A 25,921-nucleotide genomic window follows, 5' to 3' on the forward strand; every position below is an offset into this window, starting at 1 on the left:
GTGGGAATAAATTCCCTGTCTAATAGCTCAAGTCCACGCTCAGTGGACTAAGAGGATGAATGAACTGGTGTACCAAATGTTATTTTACCCCTCCCTAACCCTCACCTCTCTTTAGAGAGGTGACTTGATTTTCTGTTGGAAAGCTGCGGTGTACACACAAGTGATTGAATCGCCCCCTAACCCCCAAAATTGGGGGAACAAGAATTTTCAAAGTCCCCCAAAATTGGGGGATTTAGGGGACGAAATAGGCCGAAACTAAGACAGGTAAGACTTGTGCGTACACCGCAGCCTTGGAAAGGGGGGACTAAGGCTGACAGGTGTAGGTTTTTTACATTGAGATTTATAATAGGGGCCAGACTTGGCAGACAAGGAGGGAAAGTGGACAAGGAAGAAGGACAAAGAAGAATTAAAACCCATGAAGATAGGGAACATATCGGGCAGAATTTTCCGGTTCTTTCTCTTCACACTCCCTTGTCTACTTTCCTTCCTTGTCTTCCAAGTCCCGCATAAAACCCAATTGTAAAAAACCTACACCTGTCGGGGGGACTAAGGGGGGTAAACAATCATACCTGATACCACTTTTCAAACAACCGCTAAGGAATTTGAATACCTTACAGGATATGGGTTTTACGTTAAGTTGACACCAATGAATATCAATATAATCCTACACCTTTAATAATACTTCTAGTTGAAATAATTCTCATCTAACTATTAGCATAATATTGCACATAGGGATATAGAAGATAATCATGGTTAAAAATCTATCTTAGGAAGTATTTTATAATTATCTCTGTTGAAATCCTGGATGATCTAGGAGACTTCCAAATAAAAAAATATCCCAAAATTTCTTGTGGTGCAGGCATCTGTCCCTGCTAATAATATCTATCAGGAGGGAACCAGATGCCCATCCCACAAGATTGAATTATCTTTTTTGTGGAGTCTTCTAGGATGCGAAATCTCAACTTGTTATGATTGTTGAGTATGAAGAAAAAAGCCGAAATTTTAGCTTTTTTGCTACTTTCTTTTTCTTCTCCATTCTCAGCATTCACAACTTAATCACCATTACCAAAGCGCTTAATTAAATCCTCAGGACGAAGATTAGAAATAAATTCGCGGAAAGCTTCCTGTTCAGCTTCATCAGCATCACGATCTACAGGAATAGAAGCATCAGCAACGACTTCTTCCATCACCCAAATGGGGGTATTTGTCCTGAGAGCGATCGCTATCGCATCACTGGGACGAGCATCAATTTCTTTTTTGACATCCCCTTGCTGAAGAATCAACGCCGCATAAAAGGTATCCTTTTGGAGAGTATGAATAATGACCCGATCTAAAGTCATATTCCATATTTCCAACATATTCACAATCAGATCATGGGTTAAAGGTCGAGGAGGCTTTTGATTTTCCATCGCCCCCATAATTGCCCTAGCTTGTTCCTGACCGATGTAAATGGGCAAAGCGCGACGATCTGAACCATCCTTCAGAAGTACAATCGGGCTGCGGGTGAGCGCATCTAATGCTATACCAGCGACTTTCATTTCTATCATTGGTTTAGCCTCTAAGATTCTTTAATCGCTTGGAACTATGTTGCAGGTAATACATTTCTTCAGTTTTTTCTAGGACAGAAATAAACATAGGAATTTTCTTGTCTATAATGCTTCTATTAAACTCCGATAGCGTGGCATAAGCCATGGGCTAGGAGTCACCGAGTCAGTAGGGGCGTATAGCAATACGCCCGTACTGAACCACGTTCGCGGAGCGTCCCGGAGGGATATAGGAACGAAGGACACGAAGGAAGAAAGAAGAAGGAAGAAGGAAGAAGGAAGAAAGAAGGAAGAGAAGAGTTCACCAATGAGTCCTCAAATTTATCCGGTTATAGAAGAGTGAAAATGCAAGGGTTTTCAACATCTATTTTCAATAATATTGCACTTGTTTGCTGATAAAACTCTGTAAACATTTATCTATCAACGCTTTGGCTTTCTTTCAGCAAGTCCTATCTACTGATCAGGTATAAATGAGCCAATTACATACCCTCGTAACAACTAATTTATTTATCCTTCATAATTTTATCCTTCTTTAATCTTATGATTCAAGTATGCCTTGGGATTGATGTTAATATGTTAATATTCATTTACCAGAATTGGGAAATAAATTAAACTTACAGGCTTTACATTTTTTCCGAGAATTATTAGTTGATTTCCGCCAAAATTAGGCAATAAATAAAATTAGTTTCCCAAAAGCTGTGTTTACAGGATTAATTCAAGGTTTAGGAACCATAAAACCCTTAACGGCAGATTCGTGGCAGATTAGTTATCTTAGTCAGCCAGAGATGATTATTCAGGATTTAGCCTATGGTGATAGTGTGGCAGTAGATGGAGTCTGTCTCACAGTTGAAGAGATATTAAAGGATGGGTTTATTGCCACCGCTTCACCAGAAACCCTCCGCCGCACAACATTAGGTAAAGAAGAAACACAACAAAGATATGTAAATTTAGAAGCGTCACTGCGGGTGGGTGGTAAAGTCGGCGGTCATTTTGTCATGGGTCATGTAGACGGAATTGGTCAGTTAATTACATCTGAACAAACGGCTAGTTCGTGGGAAATGACCTTTCTTGCACCACAAGCGATCGCGCGTTATATTGTCCCTAAAGGTAGCATTGCTGTAAATGGTATCAGCCTCACCGTAGCTGAATATAAATCAGAATCATCTCAATTTACAGTTGCAGTCATCCCCCTCACATATAGCGAAACTAATTTAAGTCATTTAATCGCCGGTAGTTGGGTAAATCTGGAAGGAGACATCCTCGGTAAATACGTAGAAAAATTCCTAACTCCTGGAAATAATCACCATCAACAAGAGGAAATTACAACTGCATTCCTAGCAGAAAATGGATATTTGGAGAAGGAATAGGTGACTGTTGACTGTTGACTGTTGACTGTTGACTGTTGACTGGTGACTGTTGACTGGTGACTGTTGACTGTTGACTGTTGACTGTTGACTGTTGACTGTTGACTGGTGACTGTTGACTGTTGACTGTTGACTGTTGACTGGTGACTGTTGACTGCCAAGAAGTAAGAGACAATATCAATATTCTCTCTGTTTCCTATTCCCTGCCCCCTGTCACCTGTCAACGGTCAACGGTCAACGGTCAACGGTCAACGGTCAACTGTCAACTGTCAACTGTCACCTAATTACTGAGCTTGGGCTGTTTTTGTGCCTTGTGTGCCTTGTGCCAACTGGCTGATGCCACCTTCTAACTGCACACCTGGGTCAACAGCAACCCATCCATCTTGGGTGAGGTGACGAATTTCAAAGTGGAGGTGGGGACCAGTAGATTTACCGGTGCTACCAACTCGACCAATGACAGTTCCGGGTTCTACCCATTGACCAGGTTGAACAAAGATTTCTGACATATGCCCGTAGAGACTTTGTTGCGCCGAACTGTGATTAATGGTGACAGCTAAACCATAACCACCCTGCCAGTTAGCAGATTCTACTTGACCCCTAGCTGCTGCTAAAATTGGTGTGCCTGTGGGCGCTCCTAAGTCTGTACCAGCGTGAAAACGGCGATCGCCTGTGATAGGATGAACCCGCCAGCCAAATAAAGACGTAATTGGTGCAGCAGCAGCCAGAGGGAAGATCATTCCGCCACCGACAGTGCCACGATAGGCCAGGGTATTAGTATAAGGAACTTCAGGTAATACTGATGCCAGAGCGAAGTTATAAGACACCATACTAGGACGGGGGGCAAGATTACCCTCCATCATTGGTACTGGTAAACTGCCTACCTGGGGAGCGATAGGAGCAGAACTCACTTTTGTTGTACTAAACTCGCTAGGACTGGGGATAAAGCGATTAGCATGATAGGCAGCCTTGGTATGACTGCTCGTATTAGTTCTGGAAATCCGCCAATTATTTTGAGGTTGACTAATTTTACTGACATTACTAGCAACAGTTTCAGTAATGTTCTTAGCAACATTCTCACTTTGATTGCTGTTTGTAGTTATAGTTTTCCAGCCTAATTTATTTGGCACAGAGACTGGAGTTAATTTAGCAATTTCACTTTTCTTCAGCCAAGTTGGTGATGATTCTTTAGACTTAGCTACAGTAGGAATTTGTTTCGCTTCAGCGCAACTATCTTGTCTAATAGATACAGTTAGACCACAACCGCTAGACCGTTCTGTCACCACTACAGAACTAGGTGGTTGATATTTTTCCGCAGCCACACTATTGTATTCATTGGTATCAATATAAGCGTTGTTATAATCCTTGGGTTTATTCTCTGTATCCTTAGTAATGTCTTGAGAATTATTACCTGCTTGAGAAACTTCTGGGAGTTTTTTAATTACAGAATCAACTTTACTAACACTAGCAGCGGGTTGAGTATTTTCTGCTTTGGATTTAGAAATTCTTACACTAGCAGTCGGTTGAGCATTTTCTGATTCAGAAACACTTTTGCTATTTAGCCTCTTTCTCAGATTAGCTTGACGGGCAGAAAAATCTGGTTGTTGCTTGACTATTTCTGGAACAATAGTTTCTTTCTGAACTGGATTTGCAACTACTGTTGGTTGAGAATTCTCAATAGTGGGGACAATGTTGTCTATTGATGAAGTTTCTGTTTGAGCAGTTACAAACCCGCTACCGATAAGACTAAAACTACTTAATAAGCAGAGACTTTGTGCTGGTAGTCTAGAAGCCAAGCGTTTACTCGTACCACCGGAGTAAGATTTTTTATGGGCAGATTTATGGTGCTGCGGCATTTTTTCTCTTTTGTTGTGTGTAATAAAGGATAAATAATCAATTTTGGACTTTGAACTTCGGCAAAAACGCGCAGTCGAACCATGTGGGATTAACTCTAATCTTAGAGGTTGTTTAATAGCGTTCACGAAGTGTGCCGTATCCCTGCGGGAGCCGGAGGCATCAGGCATAGCGTGGCGTAGCCATAAAGTGTTTCGCTGTGACTTTAGGCACATTTAGATCCCCCCTAACTCCCTTAAAAAAGGGGGAACGGTCAACAAATTCTCCCTTTTTAAGGGAGATTTAGAGGGATCTAAAACTTTTGATACCGACAAGAGAACTTTATGGCTAAAACCACGCAAGCTATCAAACATCCTCTTATATATTAAATCCCAACTTGCTGCACTCAGTTATTGGTTTTGCTCAAAGCACTAAGTTTTTAACAAACTGAATCACTAAATAGAAGTTTGACGATAACCCAAACTAATTGTACCTGGTTGGACAGAAATTTCTGGTGTTAAAGCTGCTTTTGGATCATAAGTTGCCATTTTTAACCGCAGATTACCCTCTTGAGTTACTCCAACTACTTTACCTAAAAAATTATTGACATAAACCTGATCACCCATATTTGTGAGTAGATCAAGGTAGCGAGATAAAAGTATGCTTATTCCTTCTACCTGTAGGCACTCTATACCGGACTTAATTCCGATTAAAACCTGTGAGGTTAAGATTTCCAGATGATGAATCATCTGACAATTCTGGGAATTTTGCCATAATTGCAGATTAATTCCAGTTTCTGGAACTTGATTTGCCCAATTAATCCCCACACCAATAACGGCTTGAGTAATTTGTCCTTGATTAACCTTAGTTTCCGTTAAAATACCACCTAACTTACGACCATCTAATACTAAATCATTTGGCCATTTTATGCCTACAGATATACCACATTTTCTGAATTGTGCGGTAATTCCCCACGCACTGGCTAAAGTAAGTTGATAACTGCTGGTAGCTTCTAAGTTAGGAGTTATTGCCATCGAAAGATATAGACCCCCTGTAGAAGACTGCCATTGACGACCCCATTGCCCCTTGCCAGCGGTTTGCTGGGTGGCAATAACCACAGAGCTAGGTTTTTCTCCTTGGTCTATTAGTTCCCACAGGGTTTGATTTGTAGAGGATACTGTGTTAAAAATATGTAGAGAGAATGGTATATCTTGATGCTTATATTCTGCTTTTAAGCTATCTACCAGAAGTTGCTGATTAAATTCCACCACAGTTCACCATAGTTCAATTTTTTTTTGGCTGTTGTTCAAGTTATTATAAGAGCATCCGGTAAGCGTAAAGCTCACTGGCACTTAGCCTGTGAGATACAAGCGACACGGGGGATTTTAATCCATGCGGTATGTTAGAATTAAATTGTGAGTAAGAACAAAAAACATCTACGTATTGAAGCATCCTAGTCCGGAGAAATCCCGGCTCTTATGAAACAACGGTTAGGTTTAAGTCCTAACGGCAGTAAGACAAGAAAGAGCGAATAATGGCAGGTTGTGGAGCGTACCACATCTTGGCTTAGTGATGGATTCACAAAAACACTGAAAACAATAAAAGTAAGCGCAATTTCGACACTTTGATTAGCAGTTGTTTTGAGCGTTTAGGCGGCGTTTGACGGTCGCAGCAAGATTGGATTGGGCTAAACCCTTAATCTAATTCTGTTAGCAGAATCTCACAGGCTAAAGCCAGTGAGAGTGTCAATGATTAACGGTTGTTAATTTTCTGTTTAGGTTTGGTTAAAGATGCACACTTGGCACTGGCACAATTGGGAAGGTCTACCTTACCTAACCTGTAATCTTCTAAAACCCTGGTCTCATGGTTTCTTTACCCAACAGTTTTGGCCACGCTTACCTCATGAGCTAACTCTGGCACTACAACCAGAGGCTTTAGCTTATCGCTTAAAACAGGTACATGGCAATACTGTTTTAACTCCCCAGGAAGTTGATGATCATGTCAATACCAGTGATGATAATTTGGCATTGGCAGATGGTTTAATTAGTCAGCAAGCTTTACAAGCTGTGTGGGTAGCTTCTGCTGATTGTACACCTGTTTTGATTGGAGATGTGAAAACCGGACAGGTGGCAGCTTTACACGCTGGTTGGCGGGGGACTGCGGCGAAGATTATTCCGGAAGCTATTATGAGAATGCAATCTCATGGTAGTAATTTAGCAGATTTGCGCGTGGCTATGGGTCCGGCTATTGCAGGAGAAGTTTACCAAGTTTCTGTGGAAGTGGCTGCGGAAATCGGCAGTAGTGTTGTACCACATAATGAACCAGAAAAAATAGTTAATGCGTTACACGATTTACCCAATTCACCTTTACTTGTAGATACAGAACCGGGAAAGGTGCGTTTAGATGTGCGGCGGGTAAATGCTTTACAGTTGGAACAGTTAGGAATTAGTTTAGAACAAATTGCGATCGCTCCCTATTGTACTTTCCAAACTCCCGAACATTTCTTTTCTTATCGTCGAGAAAGGGAAAAAAAGGTGCAATGGTCAGGAATCGTCAGTACAGGTAAATAATTACATCTATAGTTTTTAAGGAAGCATTGTTATGACTATGCCACTTGTAGATGATCAAGTAATAGAAGAAAAATTGGTGACACTAAAAGATGTTTCTTGGGAGCAATTCAAAGGCATTGAAGCACATCTTCATGAAAAACAAAATGTTCGCTTGTCTTATTTATCAGGGATTTTAGAAATTATGGCTCCTATTGGTGAAAAACACGAAAAAGTTAAAAGAACTCTTGGCTATTTGTTAGAAGTTTACATGAGAGAGAAAGGAATCCGCTTTTATGGTCGAGGTGGTTTCACGTTAGAAGAACCTGGATATGCTGCGGGAACACCAGATGAATCTTACAGCATTGGGACAGAAAAGGAAATTCCCGATATCGTTATTGAGGTTATTGTCACCAGCGGAACTATTAACAGAACAGAGTTATTTAAACCTAAGAGAATACCAGAGATTTGGTTTTGGAAATCTAATCAAATTAAAATATTCAGTTTTACAGAATCTGGAGAATATGTAGAGGTAAATCGGAGTAGGTTTTTTCCAGATTTAGATCCAGCTTTGCTACTACATTATATTGCTATGCCTGATCAATATGATGCCGTTATTGCATTTGGGAAAATTATCCGAGAGCAAATTAATAAATAATCTCTATCCCCAGATAATTTGCATATCTAAAATAAAACCTGGTAAAATATCCTCACCTGATAATTCTTGAGGAAAATCTAATATTTCTATTGGTTTACCAAGACGATAAATTTCCACTTGCCGCATTTTCCGATTAATTAACCATCCTAATTTAACTCCATTATTGATATATTCCTGCATTTTTGCTTGAGTTTCCTGCAAAGTATCGCTCGGTGACATTAACTCTAAAACAAAATCAGGAGCAATGGGGGGAAACTTTTCTTGTTCTTCTGCTGTCAGTGAATTCCATCTATCATTTTGTATCCAAGCAACATCAGGAGAACGATTTGCACCATTGGGAAGTTTAAAACAGGTAGAAGAATCGAAACAAACTCCTAGTTTAGTTTGACGATTCCACATACCAAAATCTGCTGAAATTTCAGCATTTTTATTTCCTGTTATTCCTCCTGTCGGTGATATTATCAATAATTTTCCGTCTGCACTTCGTTCAAATTTAACTTCAGGATTTTCCCGACAAAGTTGATAAAATTGATTTTCGTTAAGTTGGATAATGGGGTTTAAGTTGACGGTAATAGCTGTCATAATCATCTCCTTGTGGATTGTATCAATTTGAGTTAGTAAATTATTTAAACAATACCAATTTGATTTTTAATATAGCTAAATCCAGAATCAAATTTAAATAATATACGGCAACTATATTTATCTAAAGCTTCTGCAATATCTGGATTATCAAAGTCTTTAGAGTTTCTATTAATAAAACAGCATTGGCGTTCATTTGACTTACTTAAATGCTCAACAATCGAAGCATAAACAATAGCATCTTGGGGTGTAAAGTCAAGTTCAGACTGATGTTTTATAGCTGCGGTTAGTATCTCCACTGTTAAAGGTATAATTTCACTAATCCCTAATAACTTTTCTACAATTATTTGGAATCTTTCCTTTTCTTCTTTCCCACTATTGACTAAAAACTCAGTAATTTCTTGATAAGTACGCACCTGTTGTTGATAAGGTAGAGAACGTCCAAGCTGAGAAAGCTCTTGGTGCAAATTTTGTGATAAATTTCGGCGTTTTTTTTCCCTACGAATCAGTGTTTCATAAGGTTCTGTGAAACTGAATGCAGGTAAAATCAAATTTATTCTGTCGGCTTCTGCTAAGTTTAGCAATTGTTGACAACTCTCCTGCTGTTCCTGAAGCAGTGCTAGTTCTAAAACAAAATTCGTTTCTACATAAACATTCATTGCAATTAAACTAATTCCTCCAATTTTAGGTAACCGTTGTGAATAGCATCAAATAAACCTGAATTCACTATCCAATTCATATTTGCTGGGAGTAAATCAACCGACGGTACTGTTAATATTTGATGCAGCCAAGCAGAAAGTATGAGTTCAAAACCTTCGCTACTAATGTCATATTCTGATAGCGTAAGCGTAACGTTAGGCATAGTATATGCTTTAGGATAATAAGCTTCAAGAAAAGGTTCTGGATTAATTTCATAATCTGGTTCTATTAAATCAGTAGATAAGCCTACATCTTTCCACAAATAAAACTTATCTGGGAGTGCTAATAGAAAAAAAGGTGTTTCTGGGAGTAAACCATGAGCATACATATTGCGTCGCATTTTGGCTGCCCAAATTTTAGATGTACCACGTTTATTTTTAGCTTCAAGTAAAAGCTGTAAATGTTGATCTTTGCCTTGTACAGCCATGTCCGCATAATACATAATTATCACATAGTAACTAAGGGGATGACAAACCTATCTTTTGTTATTAATTATAATAATAATTAGATTGTAATTATCAGGTTATTAGCGATAAATACATATTATGGCTGTGTACAATAAAAAATTGACCTAAAAGCCTTACTGTATATGAACAATCCATTATTCAAGGAAAAATTAGTGTATAAATTATTTATGTCAAAATAAAATAATGCTTGCAAGCGAGTATAATAAATGGAAATTACACATAAAATTCTTGCAAGCGATATTCCCAGTCTGTATTAAAAATGAAAATCATGTAAGTTAGTAGGTGTAACAGCTTATCATATTCATGGGATAATTCTCTAGACATATCTTTTCTCAATGAGCAAAGAGCCTTTTGGAAGATACTACCTACCAGAATCATCACCAAGAAGCGTAAAACTAGTTATCTCAGAGAAAGAAAACTACAATTTTCCCAGATTTTCTATACTAGTATAAACAAAACATAAAGAGACACAATCATGACCAATACCCAAACAGAAGTTACCACAGGCATCCAAGAAAAAATCCAAGAAGAAGTTGAACAAGCTCGGGCTGTATGCGATATTTCCGGTGGTAACTCCGCTGAATGTGCTGCGGCTTGGGATGCTGTAGAAGAATTGCAAGCTGAAGCCTCTCACCAGCGTCAAGTCAAGCCTAAAAATGCTTTGGAAAAATACTGCGATGATAATCCAGAAGCAGATGAGTGCCGTCTTTACGAAGACTAGAACCAGCAGTTGTACCTTTTTTTAATAAGTGACAATTTACTGAAATATCAATGGTTTTATACTCCATTGGTATAGGGATTGGAAGCAGACGGGGAATAAACTCCCCGTTTTTCACTTTTGAATCAAACCCCCCAACGCACTTTTTTCTTACATGGCTAACGCCACGCTACGCTATTAAATATCCAGTCACACATTTTTCTATTGACTTTATGACACAAGTATGGTTTCGCCCTTATGTTTGGATGGACTACCGACTGGCGTTATTATTTACGCTTATTATTCCTTTAATTATTCTTGTATGGGCATTTGTGCAAAAAGCAGAAGTAGTCCAACGCTTATTAATGATTTACTGGCGAGTAGCTAGTTTATTAGCGATTAGTATGTACTTAATGATTGGCGGTTTTGGAGTGAGTTTTATCTCCGCTTTAATGGCGCGGATTCTCATCCCTATTTCACTATGGTTTTGGGTAGATATCAATGATGAAATTGACTACTATCCCAATAGTCCATTAAAATTGATTTTTACTTCTTGGCGTTGGGCAACAACAGTTTATTGTAGTTTAGGAGCAATAGCCCTTCTACCTTTTTTGGGTTGTGCTTTTTCAGGAACTGCTCTCAAAACTCCTTACTGTAGCGTCTGGTTAGAAGCACCATTAATCTTTAAAGACTACTTTCACTACAATAGTAAACCTGCTTTTCTAGGATTTCTGGGTATAGTTACTTTAGGATTTTACATCGTTTATTTAAGTTATTTTGTCGCCGTTAAACTGGGTAAACATGGGCGTTCGGCTACACACTAAAGAATCTAGAATTTAGAATCAAAAAAGTAGATGATACTAGCTTTCTAGAGATCTTCAATTCTTTTTTTTATTATAGCGGTATGCATTTAAATGATATACATCATAGCCTTACCGGGTAATACTGTAAAAATAATCAATGAATAACTCTGTTGGTAAAAGACTGGAACAATATACAGTCAAAAAATCACAAGAAGTTCTTATCGTCACTGTAGAAATTGATGATGAACCCGACCAAATTGCTGTGTTTAAAGGTTTTTCTAGTTCTTTAATGCGCCCTACTGCTTATGATCCAGATGTTCCTGTATTACCAGATACGGCTAAAATTATCACAATTGACCGCATAGCAAGTCCCTATAATCCAGACGCACCTCTTTATCTTCAACAAGATATTTCTTGGAAAGATATGCAAGTTTTATTATCAAAAGTTGGTGTGTAAATTGGGAACAACTGACAACTGACAACTGACAACTGACAACTGACAACTGACAACTGACAACTGACAACTGACAACTGACAACTGACAACTGACAACTGACAACTGACAACTGACAACTGACAACTGACAACTGACAACTGACAACTGACAACTGACAACTGACAACTGACAACTGACAACTGACAACTGACAACTGACAACTGACAACTGACAACTGACAACTGACAACTGACAACTGACAACTGACAACTGACAACTGACAACTGACAACTGACAACTGACAACTGACAACTGACAACTGACAACTGACAACTGACAACTGACAACTGACAACTGACAACTGACAACTGACAACTGACAACTGACAACTGACAACTGACAACTGACAACTGACAACTGACAACTGACAACTGACAACTGACAACTGACAACTGACAACTGACAACTGACAACTGACAACTGACAACTGACAACTGACAACTGACAACTGACAACTGACAACTGACAACTGACAACTGACAACTGACAACTGACAACTGACAACTGACAACTGACAACTGACAACTGACAACTGACAACTAACTATTTTTAATTGTTGCTATGTCCCGTTCTGGATACACTCTCCCGGTTTTTGCTTGTGCTGCTGCTGTTGCAGCTTTGTATTGGTTACGTCATCATCAACCTCTAACTGTTATTTCTATAGATTTACTTCAACCTGCGGAAATTGCCGAAATACCGATTGAGCAAGTCGCAGGAATATCTGAAAATCAAGCTTTGGCTATTACTCGTAGTGATCCTGGTGATAACCTGGATTTAACGAAGAATACACCAATTTGGGCTGTAGTGGAATGGTACGAGGGAGATGGAGAAGCGGTAATTATTCAGGGTGGAGAGGGGATTGGGAAGCAATTCAATGGCGAGGGGAAAGCCGCAATTTATGGTTATGCTCAAAGGTTATTAACAGAGAATTTACAGCGATTATTAGCACCCACAGAAAAAATCAAGGTAACAATTATTTTACCAGAGGGGCGATCGCTTGCTGTCCGAACTTCTAATTCCGCGTTTGGGGTAGTAGAAGGACTGTCTTTATTAGGAACAACAGGGATTTCTCAACCTTTAAGTACACCAGATCAATTAACAGCTTTCCGCGCTGATTTGGCAGAAAAAGCTAGTCAATTTACAACTTTGGTATTTTGTATTGGCGAAAATGGACTAGATTTAGCCCAAAAGCTGGGTATTAAGCCCGCACAAATGGTAAAAACTGCTAATTGGTTGGGGCCAATGTTAGTTGCTGCTGATGCCTTAGGTGTCAAAGAAATTTTATTATTTGGTTATCACGGTAAATTGATGAAATTAGCGGGGGGAATCTTTCATACTCATCATCATTTAGCCGATGGTCGGCGGGAAATTTTAACCGCCCATTGTTCTATGCTGGGTTTACACTCTCCAGATATTCAAGCCATTTTTCAAAGTCCGACAGCAGAAGCAGCTTTAAAATATCTGAGAATTCTAGATAGTAATACAGGTAGTAATTGGGTAAATCAGGTTTATAGTGCCATTGCAGAAACAATTGATACCCGCACTCAAGCATATATGAATAGCCACAATGAACAAGGTAAAACCAGCATAGCCTGTGGTTCTGTGCTTTTTGACCGCGATCGCCAAATCCTCATTAAAAGCAAAACTGGTTGGATGTTACTGGAAAAATTGTGCTAACTTAATAAGAATTATCATAATTACCCCAAATAAATATTTTTCAAACCCAAACTATGATTTACATGATTAATTTGTCTGAACTATGATTTGCGTGATTAATTTGATGGAGATGATTAATTGATCTGTGATCACGAGGAATCATCTAAGTCACAAAAATCACAGTTCTGAACTATGATTTGCGTGATTAATTTGATGGAGATGATTAATTGATCTGTGATCACGAGGAATCATCTAAGTCACAAAAATCACAGTTCTGAACTATGATTTGCGTGATTAATTTGATGGAGATGATTAATTTATCTGTGATCACGAGGAATCATCTAAGTCACAAAAATCACAGTTCTGAACTATGATTTGCGTGATTAATTTGATGGAGATGATTAATTTATCTGTGATCACGAGGAATCATGTAAGTCACAAAAATCACAGTTCTGAACTATGATTTGCGTGATTAATTTGATGGAGATGATTAATTTATCTGTGATCACAAGGAATCATCTAAGTCACAAAAATCACAGTTCTGAACTATGATTTGCGTGATTAATTTGATGGAGATGATTAATTTATCTGTGATCACAAGGAATCATCTAAGTCACAAAAATCACAGTTCTGAACTATGATTTGCGTGATTAATTTGATGGAGATGATTAATTTATCTGTGATCACGAGGAATCATCTAAGTCACAAAAATTACAGTTTTGAACTATGATTTGCGTGATTAATTTGATGGAGATGATTAATTGATCTGTGATCACGAGGAATCATCTAAGTCACAAAAATCACAGTTCTGAACTATGATTTGCGTGATTAATTGATCTGTGATCACGAGGAATCATCTAAGTCACAAAAATCACAGTTCTGAACTATGATTTGCGTGATTAATTTGATGGAGATGATTAATTTATCTGTGATCACGAGGAATCATCTAAGTCACAAAAATTACAGTTCTGAACTATGATTTGCGTGATTAATTTGATGGAGATGATTAATTTATCTGTGATCACGAGGAATCATCTAAGTCACAAAAATCACAGTTCTGAACTATGATTTGCGTGATTAATTTGATGGAGATGATTAATTTATCTGTGATCACGAGGAATCATCTAAGTCACAAAAATCACAGTTCTGAACTATGATTTGCGTGATTAATTTGATGGAGATGATTAATTTATCTGTGATCACGAGGAATCATCTAAGTCACAAAAATCACAGTTCTGAACTATGATTTGCGTGATTAATTTGATTGAGATGATTAATTTATCTGTGATCACGAGGAATCATCTAAGTCACAAAAATTACAGTTCTGAACTATGATTTGCGTGATTAATTTGATGGAGATGATTAATTTATCTGTGATCACGAGGAATCATCTAAGTCACAAAAATCACAGTCCTGAACTATGATTTGCGTGATTAATTTGATTGAGATGATTAATTTATCTGTGATCACGAGGAATCATCTAAGTCACAAAAATCACAAAAATCACAGTTCAGACAATTATGAATCATCTAAGTCACAAAAATCACAAAAATCACAGTTCAGACAATTATCCTTAACGACACACTTTCTCTACCATGAATACAGCGGTGACTCTACCAACTGAAGCAGTACCTCAAACATTAGAAAATTTGGGGAAACTGAAAGGTCAAATAATTGTAATTTTAGACTTTGGCTCTCAATATTCTGAATTAATTGCTCGTCGTATCCGCGAAACTCAAGTATATTCAGAAGTTATTTCCTATCGCACTACAGCAGAACAGTTACGCCAAATTAATCCCAAGGGAATCATCCTCTCTGGTGGTCCAAATTCTGTATATAGCGACTACGCTCCCCATTGTGACCCAGAAATTTGGCAATTGGGCATACCCGTTCTCGGAGTCTGCTATGGTATGCAACTCATGGTTAATCAATTGGGTGGGGAAGTTCTCAAAGCAGAACGGGGTGAATACGGTAAAGCATCTCTATACATAGATGACCCTACAGACTTATTAACTAATGTCGAAGAGGCTACAACTATGTGGATGAGTCATGGGGACTCAGTTAAAACCATGCCTCCAGGATTTGAGTTACTAGCACATACTGATAATACTCCTTGTGCAGCGATCGCTGACCATCAGAAAAAACTTTATGGTGTCCAGTTTCATCCAGAAGTCGTCCATTCTCAAGGTGGTTTAGCCTTAATTCGCAATTTTGTTTACCATATCTGTGACTGCGAACCTACCTGGACAACAGCCGCTTTTGTCGAAGAATCAATTCGAGAAATTCGCGCTAGAGTTGGTGATAAGCGAGTGCTGTTGGCACTTTCTGGCGGTGTAGACTCCTCGACTTTAGCGTTTTTACTCTATAAAGCCATTGGTGAACAATTAACTTGTGTGTTTATTGACCAAGGCTTTATGCGGAAATTAGAACCAGAAAGATTACTGAAGTTATTTAAAGAACAATTTCATATTCCTGTAGAATACGTCAGTGCCCGCCAGCGATTTATTTCAGCTATCGCTGGAGTAACAGATCCTGAAGAAAAACGGCGCATCATTGGACATGAATTTATCAGTGTTTTTGAGGAGACATCAAAGGAACTCGGTCATTTTGATTACTTAGCCCAAGGAACACTTTATCCAGACGTAATTGAATCTGCTGATACCAATGTTGATCCGAAAAATGGTGAACGGGTAGCAGTGAAAATTAAAAGTCATCACAATGTTGGTGGTTTACCAAAAGATTTAAGATTTAAACTAGTAGAACCGCTCCGAAAACTCTTTAAAGATGAAGTCCGCAAAGTTGGGCGTTCCATTGGTTTACCAGAAGAAATTGTTCAACGTCAACCTTTCCCTGGACCTGGTTTAGCTATTCGCATTTTAGGTGAAGTCACCTCTGAGCGCTTGAATATTTTGCGAGATGCTGATTTAATTGTCCGTCAGGAAATTAATCAACGTGGCTTATATCATGAGGTTTGGCAAGCTTTTGCTGTCTTGTTACCTGTTCGTAGCGTTGGGGTTATGGGTGATAAGCGTACCTATGCCTATCCTATTGTTTTACGAATTGTTACCAGTGAAGATGGAATGACAGCAGACTGGGCGCGGATTCCTTACGATGTATTAGAAGCAATTTCTACTCGCATTGTCAATGAAGTCAAAGGCGTTAACCGTGTGGTTTATGACATCACCTCCAAACCACCTGGAACTATTGAGTGGGAATAGGTAATGGGTAATGGGTAATGGGTAATGGGTAATGGGTAATGGGTAATGGGTAATGGGTAATGGGTAATGGGTAATGGGTAATGGGTAATGGGTAATGGGTAATGGGTAATGGGTAATGGGTAATGGGTAATGGGTAATTGGGAAGTATCTATTCCTTTATCTTTTGCCTTTTGCCTATGACTTTCAGTAAAATTAAGAAGTATTACAATTTCGTTGAGAATATTATGGCTGCAAAAGTAGAAATTTATACTTGGAGAACCTGCCCTTTTTGTATTCGTGCTAAAGGTCTACTGAACAACAAAGGTGTTGAGTTTATCGAATACAGTATTGACGGAGACGAAATAACAAGAGATAAAATGTCCCGAAGAGCTAATGGAAAACGCTCTTTACCCCAAATTTTTATTAATGATAAACACATAGGTGGTTGTGATGATATACACGATTTAGAGAGTCAAGGTAAATTAGAGGAGATGCTAGTTTCTGAAAATATTGTGGATTAGATCCCCGACTTCTGAAATTAATTTAATCGTCTCCGAGAAAAATTTAGCAAAGAAGTCGGGGATCTTTAAGAGGAATGTGGATCAGATCCCCGACTTCTAAAATTAATTTAATCATCTCCGAGAAAAATTTAGCAAAGAAGTTGGGGATCTTTAGTAGGACATTTAAATATTAAAAATCGTAAATATAAAGAGGTATAAAGAGTGAAATTAGCTTTTATTATTGATCCTATCCATCGGCTTGATCCATGTCATGATACCAGTGTTGCTCTGATGGAAGCAGCGCAAATTCTGGGACACGAAATTTGGATAACTCAGGCAAATTTGCTGAGTGTTATTGATGCTAAAGCTTGGGCTGTTTTGCAACAGGTAGAACTTGTTCCCGTGGAGTTGTTAGAGGGACGTTGGTTAGCAGCTAATCCTTGGTTTAAATTAAGCCCTAGTGCCTTTACTGCTTTAGAAACAATGGATGCCGTATTTATGCGGACAGATCCACCAATCAATGATGCTTATCTTTATGCTACTTACATTCTTGATTACGTTGACCAAAACAAAACTTTAGTCATCAATAATCCTGCGGGAATTCGTAGCGCTAATGAAAAAATGTATGCTCTCCAGTTTAGGGAATGTATTCCTGAAACCATTGTCAGTGCTGATAAGCAAGTAATCCGCCAATTTGTGTCAGCGAAAGAGGCAACAATTCTCAAACCACTGGGGAATAAAGCTGGGGAAGGAATTTTATTTTTACAATCAGGCGATCGCAATTTTAATTCTATCGTCGAACTTAGCACACTCCAAGGGCAAGTTCCCGTCATGGTACAGAACTATTTGCCCCAAGCCAAGGAGGGAGATAAACGGATTATCCTACTCAATGGTGAACCTATAGGGGCGCTTAATCGCCTTTCTAGTAGTAGTGATTTTCGTAATAACATGGCAACTGGTGGCACAGTGGCTCAAACCATTATCACCCCAAGAGAACAGGAAATTTGCCGCCATTTAGCCGCAAAACTCCGCCAAGATGGCTTAATTTTCGTTGGTATTGACGTAATTGGTGGCTACTTAACGGAAGTCAATGTCACAAGTCCCACCGGCATCCGTGAAATTGACCGTCTTGATGGTACTCATCTTGCTTATCAGGTTATTAAATGGGTAGAAGCCAATATATAATCTGCCCCAAGAGCAGGAATCAGGGGATAAATTAATTAATTAATTTATTTATTTACTTCCTTCTTTCTTCTTCTCTCTTGACTCGGTGACTCGGTGACTCCTGACTTCACAAGAGGGGCAACCACAGGGGGATTGCCCCTACTCTGACTCGGTGACTTCTCCTATTAAAACCCTGAAACTAACAACTTGTATACAGCCCACATTCCGCACCCTTGACTGTCACAAACGGTGATTACGGAGGTAAATTGATGAAGAAGGAGTAAAAGAATACATTGATATATAAAAAAACAAATTTTAGATAGGAAAATTGATTCAGATGTATTCTCAATAAGAAGCAATAAAGAATAAGGGTGGTTTCTGGCAAAAAATATAATATAATTTTATTGTTAGTCTATCAAGACTTAATCATAACTTATATCCTTCTAGAAATAAACTTAAAAATAGCATTAAAACTTAAACTCATTAATAAAATTAATGAGTCAAATTGTATAATTAAACTATTAATAATGTTGATAAATCAACTTATATATCTGTAGTAATTACGGCAAGCTTCTGGGAGAAATAGAAGAATGTACTTCATTTCAGATGTTAAGTTATAAAAGTCTGTTTTTTGTTGAAAAGTAACAAGATGAACTGATTGAAAACATTGAAATATCCACCGCATTGTTGGATTGTTGATGGCTTTGCCCAATTGATTTTTTACAGTATAGTTTAAGGATTTTAAAGCAGCCCTAATTTCTCTTTGTGCTAGAGTATAAACTAGCAGACATAACCCCATTATCATTGCTAATGCCTCTATTCTTTCTGGGCTTTTCAGGAAAATACTATCTGCTAAAAATAAAGGATTTTTGAGAAAACTAAATCCTCGTTCACAGGATTGCTGTGCTTTATATTCAGACAGCATTTTCTCTTTACTCAGTTCTTTTTCTGATAAAACATTTGTGGCAATTATAAACCTTCCTGCACTTAATACTTCTTGGTCAATAGCATCTTTATTTTCAGCAACTGTTGCTAAGATTTGATAGCATTTTGATTGATTTTCTTCTTTGATGTTAGGACTTTTTTCGATAACTTCGATATTTTCTACTTGATGATATTTAAATTCTTTACTTATTTTGATTAATTCTTTTCTAGCATCAGCAGCACAAGCAAATTTTTCTTGCAATAGGTTTTTTAACTTAGTTTGAGTATTAGTCAAAGCTTTTTCTATTTTCTTTGATAATTTCTTTAAGTCAGATTTTTTTCTATCTTGACTTTGCACAACTAACCATCTTTGTTCTATATCTCCATAAGTTATTTTCTTTTCGGCATAAGAATATCCTACTTTTTCACTTTTAACAAATTCCGATTCTGCTAAACTCATCACTAAGTTTTTTGCTGATTTTATCGTTAAGGGTACTCTGGTTAACCATTTGAGACTCGACATTAACTTGATATTTGATTCTGTATATAATGCGCTATCTGCTACTATCAAACTATCAACTTGTATTCTTTTCTGATATTCAACTGCGATTTCTCCAAATTTTTTAGAATCAACTTCATTCCCTGATACTGCTTTTATATATATTGGTATATCTCCATCTCCTGAACATACTAATTGTGTAATAAATTGTTTTAAATCTGGACGATGATCTCTTGAATAACCATAGGTCAGCTTTATCGCTTGAGGTGATTGACTCTCTTCATTTTCTTTTTCCAATGAACCTGATTCTTTTTGATTTTTAAATATTACTGATGGTAAACTATTTTCATATTCTCCATCTACATGAAATGATGTCGAATCCAAGTGTGATGATGAAAGTGATATCTGATATATTTTTACCGCATTTAAACTGACTGCTAAAAATGTTGTATCTAGTCCTTTTATAAATAATTTATCTAATACTCTTCCCAGCTTATCATCGTTGAAATATTCTGGTTTTGCTCCTGCACCAATTAAGTGTTCACAAGCGATTAATTCAAAGAATTTTGGGAACATATATAAAGGCTGTGACATCATGCTTAATCCATTTAAAATCATCGCCTTTACTACCTGACCCGCACTGACTTTTTCTTCTGGTTCTGACCCTAGTAAATTATTAATTATTTCTACTATCCCAATTGAATCTACTATTCCTGCTACTATTCCTAAATGGTCAATCTTCTTCAATTCAAGGTCTTTTATATTCAACATGACAACAGAAACTCCACAAAAGTATCTGTTTTGTATTTTCTCATTTTTCTGTTGAGTCAACACATTTTTTTAGTTTTTTCATTGTCATTGAGGATAAACCTTTCAATGATTTTAAACTAAGTTTTCTATCAAAATAACCTAAGAACCAATAATTTCGTACTTAGTCGTGAATATTTAACTGTATCTCTAACTTAATAGTAATAATTCCTATTTAGCTTTAACAAATCCTCTCAACATTTAGTTCTTATGTACTAAATACATCCGTTTGCTTGGGGTGTGACAGTTGTGGGTGCGGAATGTGGGATACAGCACTCAGCCTTAACTGAGACTGTGAATTTAATCTAAAATCTCATTTAATTTCTTGGTGGAGTCCGTCGTCTTTGCAGAAAATCAGGAATATCCAATGAAGGTTTTTCTTTCGGTTGTTCTACAGATGGAGCGGGGTTATTAACAGGTTGTTGCAATGGTGTAGGTCTTCTAGTAGTGCTAGTGGGAGTAGGTGTGACAACTCTAGGAGTAACTACAGTTTGTGCTGATGGAATTTGGATTTCCCCAGTAAATCCAGTAGCAATCACAGTAATTCTGACTTCTCCTTGAAGTCTGTCATCAATGACCGCTCCAAAAATAATATTGGCATTAGGATCAACCACTTCATAGATTGTTTCCGCCGCAGCATTAACTTCATGGAGCGTTAGATCACTACCACCAGTAATATTAAAGACAACTCCTCTAGCTCCTTCAATAGAACATTCTAATAAAGGTGAAGAAATGGCAGCGATTGCCGCTTCTCTGGCTCTAGACTTGCCAGAACTCACACCAATCCCCATCAAAGCTGATCCCGCATCTGCCATCACAGCCCGCACATCAGCGAAGTCAACGTTGACTAACCCAGGGATGGTAATAATATCGGAAATTCCTTGCACACCTTGACGTAATACATCATCAGCATAGCGAAAAGCTTCTTGCACAGGAGTTTGTTCAGGAATAACTTCCAACAGCTTATTATTAGGAATAATAATTAAGGTATCCACCCGACTTTTCAAGCCTTCAATCCCTTGTTCTGCTTGCTGGGTGCGTCTGCGTCCCTCAAAAATAAATGGCCGAGTAACAACACCAACAGTAAGAGCGCCCATTTCCTTGGCTATTTCTGCCACAATCGGGGCTGCACCTGTACCTGTACCACCACCCATGCCAGCAGTAATAAATACTAAGTCTGCACCTTCTAAAGCAGTAGCAATTTCATCACGAGATTCTTCCGCTGCCTTTTGGCCAATAGCAGGATTTCCCCCCGCACCCAATCCTCTGGTTAATTTTTGCCCAATTTGTAAGCGACTAGGAGCGCCCGCTAAAGTCAGAGCTTGAGCATCAGTATTAATTGACCAAAACTCAACACCAGATACATCAGACTCAATCATGCGGTTAACAGCATTACCACCGCCACCACCCACACCAATCACTTTAATGTTGGCAACACGACCTGGCACGATTTCACCAATACCGCTATGTTCGACAGAAATTCTCTTGCCATCTTTAGCTTGGGCGAAATTTAGCCCAGAATTATTAAAGGGATTGTTGGAGTTAACTGCCAGAGAGAACCCTTGTTGTCCCGGAGTTTGAGAGTTATGAGTAAGCCCTTGGTTCTTATCAAGTGTCATTGGATTTGTGAAAGGTAGATAAACGACTTTTTCCGGTGTGATTCACCTAAGAGTTAACCAACTGCCAAGATAAACTTTGGCACCGAATTTTATTTTTTTTACTATTCCGCAACCTACATAATGGCAGGTGAAATGTGGCAATTTGTCCGTGAGTGAGGTATAAAACCTCTGGCGGAGAGTCAGATATCTAGCCTATTGCCTTCTAACTCTTGTATTTATGAATTTTTGATTAGTTATACAGTTTATGATACCGTCCGCTCATTTTACTGACTCCCCCCTATTCTTAAAAAGTATAGTTCCAAAAAGCATAGACATTTATTTATCTCATAAAAATACCCGGTAAGTGGGAAACTCAGACACAAAGCGTGCTGAGAGGGAAACGACTCGTGCGGTTTTAACCGCCTTGAATATTTTTTCATTACCGCCTTGGAGTTGGTAAATTCGGTGTACTTTTGTAATGTACTTTCAACGGGACAATTACCGATTCAAAATTCCCAACTCTGTACGCATAATGTGTTGCACGCGATGTGCCTCCCTTTCGGGGTGATGTTAGCTGAATGCCTCCGGCACGCTGGCGCGAACGTCAATGTTTTAAGAGCTTTTTAAACTTGCAACACTGTTTCAGTGACTTTAAAACTGTTTAATTGCAAATGACAGAGCAGGGAACTAGCTACGCATTCCGGGGTGTCGTGACTCAAAAAACGTAGTCAGTGAAGACTTAGACTGGTCAGTACAGCTGGCAATTTCTTACAAGCTCAGTCCCTTTAGGGCTGAGTTACTGACATTATTTATCAGCGGCAGATTACTCTAACAATAGCGTCAACCAAATTGATCCGCAGACTCGACCATAATAACCCTATCTATGGTTGAACAGCAGTTACTTTAGCAGGATTTTTTAACTAAGGGCTAAAAAATTCTATATCTATATGTATAATATATACCTAATTTACAAAAATATAAAATTAGTAACTTGAGTTGTTAAGTTGGAATATCTGTTTATTTAGATAAACAAAGGACAAAGGGAGCAGAAAGAAAAAATATTTATCTTCAGCGCATTGGTGTTTTGTTTAGTTCTTAATAACTAAGCCTGATTTTTTTTGATTCATTTGTACTAATGGAATAGCCGGATTTTTGAGATCAATGTGATCTATATTACTAGGATTAACTTCATTCGGTAAACGGCGCATTTGTGCGAGCGCTTGAATTTGCTCAGGTAATCTATTGCTGGGGCTGCCTAAATGCACATTTCCTAATTCAGTTTTCAAAATTAAATTTGTCGGATCTTGAAAATTAATTTCCGTTACCTTGAGAGAACTTTGGCTAATAGCTTCATAAAGTTGCGTCCAGAATGGCTTGTATTGTGCAGTCGAGCCAATCACTATGAGTTGAGGTAATTTTACTTTAGGGTTAATGGAGATATACCTTGATAAAGGCATCCATACGCCACTAGCATCTAGTAAACCTAGTTCATTCGGTTTATTACCGCTATTTTGTAAACAAGACTTAATCTCAGAAGACTTCCCCATAAATGAAGGGTTAAGAACACAACTAATCACTGTTTGATCTTGGCTTATTTGAGCTATAGCCACTGGGATTCGTTCCTGGATTTCAATAATTAAACCAGGCGGTAATAAACGACGATTAACCGTAACTTGGGCAATATGCGGTTGTTTTCTGAAAGAATCAGCGATTAGGGAGGGTTCAACTCGCCATAAAGACTGGGGAGATGATAACCCCAACAATGAATAAATGTCTTTTTGTGTCAAAACCTGATTACCAGATTTGATCACTATTTGCCCTGAATCCTTTAATACCCACATTGGCTGGATTGCCACCCAGAACAAAACTGAGGCAAATCCAGTTACAGCAATTGTGCGCCAAATAGCCTGAATAATTTTGATTTGCCGCTGTCGGCGTAATTTTTGGCGGCGTTGAGCTAAATTTGTCCGAGAAACTGATAATATCCCAGCCATATAAACCTCTTATGAATATCCATCCCACTTATTCTATAAATTGAATTATTCTGACGAGTTATCAATTTTAAAAACATCATGAGTATAGTTGGCAAGAGCCTCCTCATCACTAACTTCCTCTGATAAATTTACCAACAAAGCTTGTACTCGCATCCGGGCAATATAAGGCCAACCCCCCTCAGATTCAATATCTCTGAGAAGCGAGTATAGTCTTTGGCGATTAGCAGGCAAATTTTCCTGAAATACTCCATCCCGAATTTCTTTGTGCAACTGTTCTAAATGACGCAACAAAGCCAATAGAGCAATGACATCGCCTTTGCATTCTTGAGCTACATCTTTAACTGCACCGGAAATCGCTTGTAGTTCGCTGGACAAATCCTTATTTTGATCATGGTTCATGGAACGTTTTAATCCATAAAACTAATACGATACTGGAAAAGTCCCTAAATTGATCAACAAAACAGTCAAATACAACAGTCTATAATAGATTGAGGGACAAAAATTAGGGACAAAACATCCAGTCACTGCCCCAAACTCCTGAATGGGCATAGTTCCTGCGCCCCTACCTCGTGAATATTTGACACTCTCAGGTCTAAAGACACTGAGATTCTGCGGACAGAGTAAGCTTAGGGCTTAATACCCAAAGTCTAATTCTCGCTGCGTTCGTCAAACAACGCCTACCCAGTAAGCCCAAGTCTAAGCTTAGATTGCTGGCTACTTTTCTTAAAATGTTCGCTGCACCATTTAAATCAGCGTTAACAATTGAACCATTAGCGGACCGATACAATCCACGTTTAACGCGCTTACCTGATGCTTTCCACCCATCTGGTTTTTGACCATAAACGGGTAGGGAGTCTCCATCTAAGAAAGATGCTTTTGACGTATAAGATTCTTCGGTTTCTTGAAATCTAATCCCGTGTAAATCACATAATTGTTTTAATCGGTCTTTGAGTTTACCTAAAGGCATTTGAACAAACTTTTGATTGTTCAATCCACCCATATTAGCGTGAGATTTAAAGCCTTCATTCCAGCCAATGATTAATGTGCCAATGCCGTATTTTAGGCAATGGTCAATAATTAGTTTTGCAGCTTTATTAACGCCATCTCGCATTTGATGATTGCGTTTACGGGTTACTCGGTCTAGCCAATTATCCCAGTAAGCTTCCGGTTTATTTTCTTTACGGGTTGATACTTTCTTGTTCCATAACTGATTCATTGCTTTCATCGCCCGAGCATCAATCAATAAAGAATTGCCCAAAGTATCAACACAAGCTGCTAAATTGTCAGCAGTTCCTAGATCAATTGATAAAGCTTGATTGATGTCTAAATCATGTTTTTGCCTCTCGACTTGGTATGACATTTCCAGATAAAAAGCCCCATTTTTTGGGGAGATCGTAAACTCTTTAACCTTTGAATAATCAATGTTTGAAGGCATTGTCAAGAAGAAATCAGAAATACCAAACCATCGCCTAACAGTTGTTCCTAATGAAAATCTAAGTTGTCCGTTAATTAATGTCGGAGGCTGTCCTCCTGAGTTTGGATAAGCTACCTTAAATAACTTAGATCCTGTTAAGTAATCTGGTACTTTAGGTTTAAAATGTAACTGACCTTTCAGAAATAAATCTCGCAACTCTTTAAAAGATTTAAACCCCTCTGCTACTGACATTAGAGTCTGCTGCATCGGAACTGATGGCAAAGACTTAGCAACAAGTGATTTACTAATAGATTTTTCGTAAATCAAATCAAACTTGTTAGTTAGCAACTTTCCGGTTTTAAAAAATGTCTGTCTGGCAAAGTAAACACCACTATTATAAATCTTACCTGACTGTTGACAAAGATATTCCAATAATGCTTTCGTCTCGTTGTCTGGGGATAACAAAACTTGTTGAACCCCCATTG

At 38.2% G+C, this 25,921-nt stretch carries 23 protein-coding genes; 10 read left to right on the top strand and 13 right to left on the bottom strand.

Features of this window, described 5'->3' with window-relative positions:
• Positions 1-1,052: 1,052 nt before the first annotated feature.
• Positions 1,053-1,547 carry a bifunctional nuclease family protein gene (locus tag EZY12_02945; protein QSX68674.1) on the bottom strand — a complete coding sequence of 165 codons (495 nt, stop codon included), beginning with the start codon at positions 1,545-1,547 and terminating at the stop codon, positions 1,053-1,055.
• A gap of 695 nt (positions 1,548-2,242) precedes the next feature.
• On the opposite strand from EZY12_02945, the gene EZY12_02950 reads away from it, so the two are divergent.
• A complete protein-coding gene (locus tag EZY12_02950) occupies positions 2,243-2,911 on the top strand; it encodes a riboflavin synthase (protein ID QSX68675.1) in 669 nt (222 codons plus the stop codon).
• On the opposite strand, the gene EZY12_02955 is transcribed toward EZY12_02950, so the two are convergent.
• The 3 genes from EZY12_02955 to EZY12_02965 all read right to left on the bottom strand — a co-directional run bounded on the left by EZY12_02955 (position 2,865) and on the right by EZY12_02965 (position 6,006).
• Positions 2,865-3,083: a hypothetical protein gene (locus EZY12_02955; protein ID QSX68676.1), complete on the bottom strand. Its 219-nt coding sequence runs from the start codon at positions 3,081-3,083 to the stop codon at positions 2,865-2,867. The two genes, EZY12_02950 and EZY12_02955, sit on opposite strands and share 47 nt — an antisense overlap.
• Before the next feature lie 109 nt (positions 3,084-3,192).
• Entirely contained in the window at positions 3,193-4,761 is a 1,569-nt protein-coding gene (locus tag EZY12_02960; protein ID QSX68677.1) for a M23 family metallopeptidase, read from the bottom strand.
• A 432-nt stretch (positions 4,762-5,193) separates the two neighbouring features.
• Entirely contained in the window at positions 5,194-6,006 is an 813-nt protein-coding gene (locus EZY12_02965; GenBank protein ID QSX70487.1) for a biotin--[acetyl-CoA-carboxylase] ligase, read from the bottom strand.
• A 522-nt stretch (positions 6,007-6,528) separates the two neighbouring features.
• Between EZY12_02965 and pgeF the strand changes: the two genes are divergently transcribed.
• Positions 6,529-7,308 (top strand): peptidoglycan editing factor PgeF, encoded by a 780-nt coding sequence (gene pgeF / locus EZY12_02970; GenBank protein ID QSX68678.1) that lies wholly within the window; start codon positions 6,529-6,531, stop codon positions 7,306-7,308.
• Between the two features lie 31 nt (positions 7,309-7,339).
• Positions 7,340-7,942 (top strand): Uma2 family endonuclease, encoded by a 603-nt coding sequence (locus EZY12_02975; GenBank protein ID QSX68679.1) that lies wholly within the window; start codon positions 7,340-7,342, stop codon positions 7,940-7,942.
• 3 nt (positions 7,943-7,945) lie between these two features.
• Here the strand turns inward: EZY12_02975 and EZY12_02980 are convergent, their stop codons facing one another.
• The 3 genes from EZY12_02980 to EZY12_02990 are packed head-to-tail and all read right to left on the bottom strand — an operon-like array spanning position 7,946 to position 9,662.
• Positions 7,946-8,524 (bottom strand): Uma2 family endonuclease, encoded by a 579-nt coding sequence (locus tag EZY12_02980; protein ID QSX68680.1) that lies wholly within the window; start codon positions 8,522-8,524, stop codon positions 7,946-7,948.
• A gap of 44 nt (positions 8,525-8,568) precedes the next feature.
• The gene (locus EZY12_02985) at positions 8,569-9,180 is read right to left on the bottom strand and encodes a DUF4935 domain-containing protein (GenBank protein ID QSX68681.1); all 612 of its coding nucleotides are present in this window, start codon (positions 9,178-9,180) and stop codon (positions 8,569-8,571) included.
• Positions 9,181-9,185: 5 nt separating this feature from the next.
• Positions 9,186-9,662, bottom strand: coding sequence for a hypothetical protein (locus EZY12_02990; GenBank protein ID QSX68682.1), 477 nt, complete (start codon positions 9,660-9,662; stop codon positions 9,186-9,188).
• Between the two features lie 500 nt (positions 9,663-10,162).
• Here EZY12_02990 and EZY12_02995 point away from each other — a divergent pair, with 500 nt between their 5' ends.
• The 3 genes from EZY12_02995 (at position 10,163) to EZY12_03005 (ending at position 11,644) form a co-directional block, all read left to right on the top strand.
• The gene (locus EZY12_02995) at positions 10,163-10,408 is read left to right on the top strand and encodes a Calvin cycle protein CP12 (protein QSX68683.1); all 246 of its coding nucleotides are present in this window, start codon (positions 10,163-10,165) and stop codon (positions 10,406-10,408) included.
• 209 nt (positions 10,409-10,617) lie between these two features.
• On the top strand, positions 10,618-11,208 hold the full coding sequence (locus EZY12_03000; GenBank protein QSX68684.1) for a DUF3177 family protein: 591 nt from the start codon (positions 10,618-10,620) through the stop codon (positions 11,206-11,208).
• Positions 11,209-11,344: 136 nt separating this feature from the next.
• Positions 11,345-11,644, top strand: coding sequence for a hypothetical protein (locus EZY12_03005; GenBank protein QSX68685.1), 300 nt, complete (start codon positions 11,345-11,347; stop codon positions 11,642-11,644).
• On the opposite strand, the gene EZY12_03010 is transcribed toward EZY12_03005, so the two are convergent.
• Entirely contained in the window at positions 11,627-12,208 is a 582-nt protein-coding gene (locus EZY12_03010) for a hypothetical protein (GenBank protein QSX68686.1), read from the bottom strand. The genes EZY12_03005 and EZY12_03010 overlap by 18 nt on opposite strands.
• A 36-nt stretch (positions 12,209-12,244) precedes the next feature.
• Here EZY12_03010 and EZY12_03015 point away from each other — a divergent pair, with 36 nt between their 5' ends.
• The 4 genes from EZY12_03015 to gshB all read left to right on the top strand — a co-directional run bounded on the left by EZY12_03015 (position 12,245) and on the right by gshB (position 18,221).
• The gene (locus EZY12_03015; protein QSX68687.1) at positions 12,245-13,360 is read left to right on the top strand and encodes a cobalt-precorrin-5B (C(1))-methyltransferase; all 1,116 of its coding nucleotides are present in this window, start codon (positions 12,245-12,247) and stop codon (positions 13,358-13,360) included.
• Between the two features lie 1,574 nt (positions 13,361-14,934).
• The gene (gene guaA / locus EZY12_03020) at positions 14,935-16,557 is read left to right on the top strand and encodes a glutamine-hydrolyzing GMP synthase (protein QSX68688.1); all 1,623 of its coding nucleotides are present in this window, start codon (positions 14,935-14,937) and stop codon (positions 16,555-16,557) included.
• Positions 16,558-16,781: 224 nt separating this feature from the next.
• The gene (gene grxC / locus EZY12_03025) at positions 16,782-17,057 is read left to right on the top strand and encodes a glutaredoxin 3 (GenBank protein ID QSX68689.1); all 276 of its coding nucleotides are present in this window, start codon (positions 16,782-16,784) and stop codon (positions 17,055-17,057) included.
• A 201-nt stretch (positions 17,058-17,258) separates the two neighbouring features.
• On the top strand, positions 17,259-18,221 hold the full coding sequence (gshB, locus tag EZY12_03030; GenBank protein QSX68690.1) for a glutathione synthase: 963 nt from the start codon (positions 17,259-17,261) through the stop codon (positions 18,219-18,221).
• Positions 18,222-18,738: 517 nt separating this feature from the next.
• Here gshB and EZY12_03035 read toward each other — a convergent pair.
• The 5 genes from EZY12_03035 to EZY12_03055 form a co-directional block, all read right to left on the bottom strand.
• A complete protein-coding gene (locus EZY12_03035) occupies positions 18,739-20,394 on the bottom strand; it encodes an IS1634 family transposase (GenBank protein QSX70488.1) in 1,656 nt (551 codons plus the stop codon).
• Positions 20,395-20,747: 353 nt separating this feature from the next.
• Positions 20,748-22,049 (bottom strand): cell division protein FtsZ, encoded by a 1,302-nt coding sequence (gene ftsZ, locus EZY12_03040; GenBank protein QSX68691.1) that lies wholly within the window; start codon positions 22,047-22,049, stop codon positions 20,748-20,750.
• 1,067 nt (positions 22,050-23,116) lie between these two features.
• Positions 23,117-24,022: an FtsQ-type POTRA domain-containing protein gene (locus tag EZY12_03045; protein ID QSX68692.1), complete on the bottom strand. Its 906-nt coding sequence runs from the start codon at positions 24,020-24,022 to the stop codon at positions 23,117-23,119.
• A gap of 45 nt (positions 24,023-24,067) precedes the next feature.
• Entirely contained in the window at positions 24,068-24,421 is a 354-nt protein-coding gene (locus EZY12_03050) for a hypothetical protein (GenBank protein ID QSX68693.1), read from the bottom strand.
• A gap of 193 nt (positions 24,422-24,614) precedes the next feature.
• Entirely contained in the window at positions 24,615-25,919 is a 1,305-nt protein-coding gene (locus EZY12_03055; GenBank protein QSX70489.1) for a transposase, read from the bottom strand.
• Positions 25,920-25,921 lie beyond the last annotated feature (2 nt).

The sequence above is a fragment of the Dolichospermum sp. DET69 genome, assembly GCA_017355425.1.
Classification (GTDB): Bacteria; Cyanobacteriota; Cyanobacteriia; order Cyanobacteriales; family Nostocaceae; genus Dolichospermum.

Excerpts from the sequence above, each read along its gene's own strand:
- EZY12_02945 (QSX68674.1), bottom strand. The coding sequence starts at position 1,547 with ATGATAGAAATGAAAGTCGCTGGTATAGCATTAGATGCGCTCACCCGC.
- EZY12_02960 (QSX68677.1), bottom strand. The coding sequence starts at position 4,761 with ATGCCGCAGCACCATAAATCTGCCCATAAAAAATCTTACTCCGGTGGT.
- pgeF (QSX68678.1), top strand. The coding sequence starts at position 6,529 with ATGCACACTTGGCACTGGCACAATTGGGAAGGTCTACCTTACCTAACC.
- EZY12_02975 (QSX68679.1), top strand. The coding sequence starts at position 7,340 with ATGACTATGCCACTTGTAGATGATCAAGTAATAGAAGAAAAATTGGTG.
- EZY12_02980 (QSX68680.1), bottom strand. The coding sequence starts at position 8,524 with ATGACAGCTATTACCGTCAACTTAAACCCCATTATCCAACTTAACGAA.
- EZY12_02985 (QSX68681.1), bottom strand. The coding sequence starts at position 9,180 with ATGAATGTTTATGTAGAAACGAATTTTGTTTTAGAACTAGCACTGCTT.
- EZY12_02990 (QSX68682.1), bottom strand. The coding sequence starts at position 9,662 with ATGTATTATGCGGACATGGCTGTACAAGGCAAAGATCAACATTTACAG.
- EZY12_02995 (QSX68683.1), top strand. The coding sequence starts at position 10,163 with ATGACCAATACCCAAACAGAAGTTACCACAGGCATCCAAGAAAAAATC.
- EZY12_03000 (QSX68684.1), top strand. The coding sequence starts at position 10,618 with ATGACACAAGTATGGTTTCGCCCTTATGTTTGGATGGACTACCGACTG.
- EZY12_03005 (QSX68685.1), top strand. The coding sequence starts at position 11,345 with ATGAATAACTCTGTTGGTAAAAGACTGGAACAATATACAGTCAAAAAA.
- EZY12_03015 (QSX68687.1), top strand. The coding sequence starts at position 12,245 with ATGTCCCGTTCTGGATACACTCTCCCGGTTTTTGCTTGTGCTGCTGCT.
- guaA (QSX68688.1), top strand. The coding sequence starts at position 14,935 with ATGAATACAGCGGTGACTCTACCAACTGAAGCAGTACCTCAAACATTA.
- grxC (QSX68689.1), top strand. The coding sequence starts at position 16,782 with ATGGCTGCAAAAGTAGAAATTTATACTTGGAGAACCTGCCCTTTTTGT.
- EZY12_03035 (QSX70488.1), bottom strand. The coding sequence starts at position 20,394 with ATGTTGAATATAAAAGACCTTGAATTGAAGAAGATTGACCATTTAGGA.
- ftsZ (QSX68691.1), bottom strand. The coding sequence starts at position 22,049 with ATGACACTTGATAAGAACCAAGGGCTTACTCATAACTCTCAAACTCCG.
- EZY12_03045 (QSX68692.1), bottom strand. The coding sequence starts at position 24,022 with ATGGCTGGGATATTATCAGTTTCTCGGACAAATTTAGCTCAACGCCGC.
- EZY12_03050 (QSX68693.1), bottom strand. The coding sequence starts at position 24,421 with ATGAACCATGATCAAAATAAGGATTTGTCCAGCGAACTACAAGCGATT.
- EZY12_03055 (QSX70489.1), bottom strand. The coding sequence starts at position 25,919 with ATGGGGGTTCAACAAGTTTTGTTATCCCCAGACAACGAGACGAAAGCA.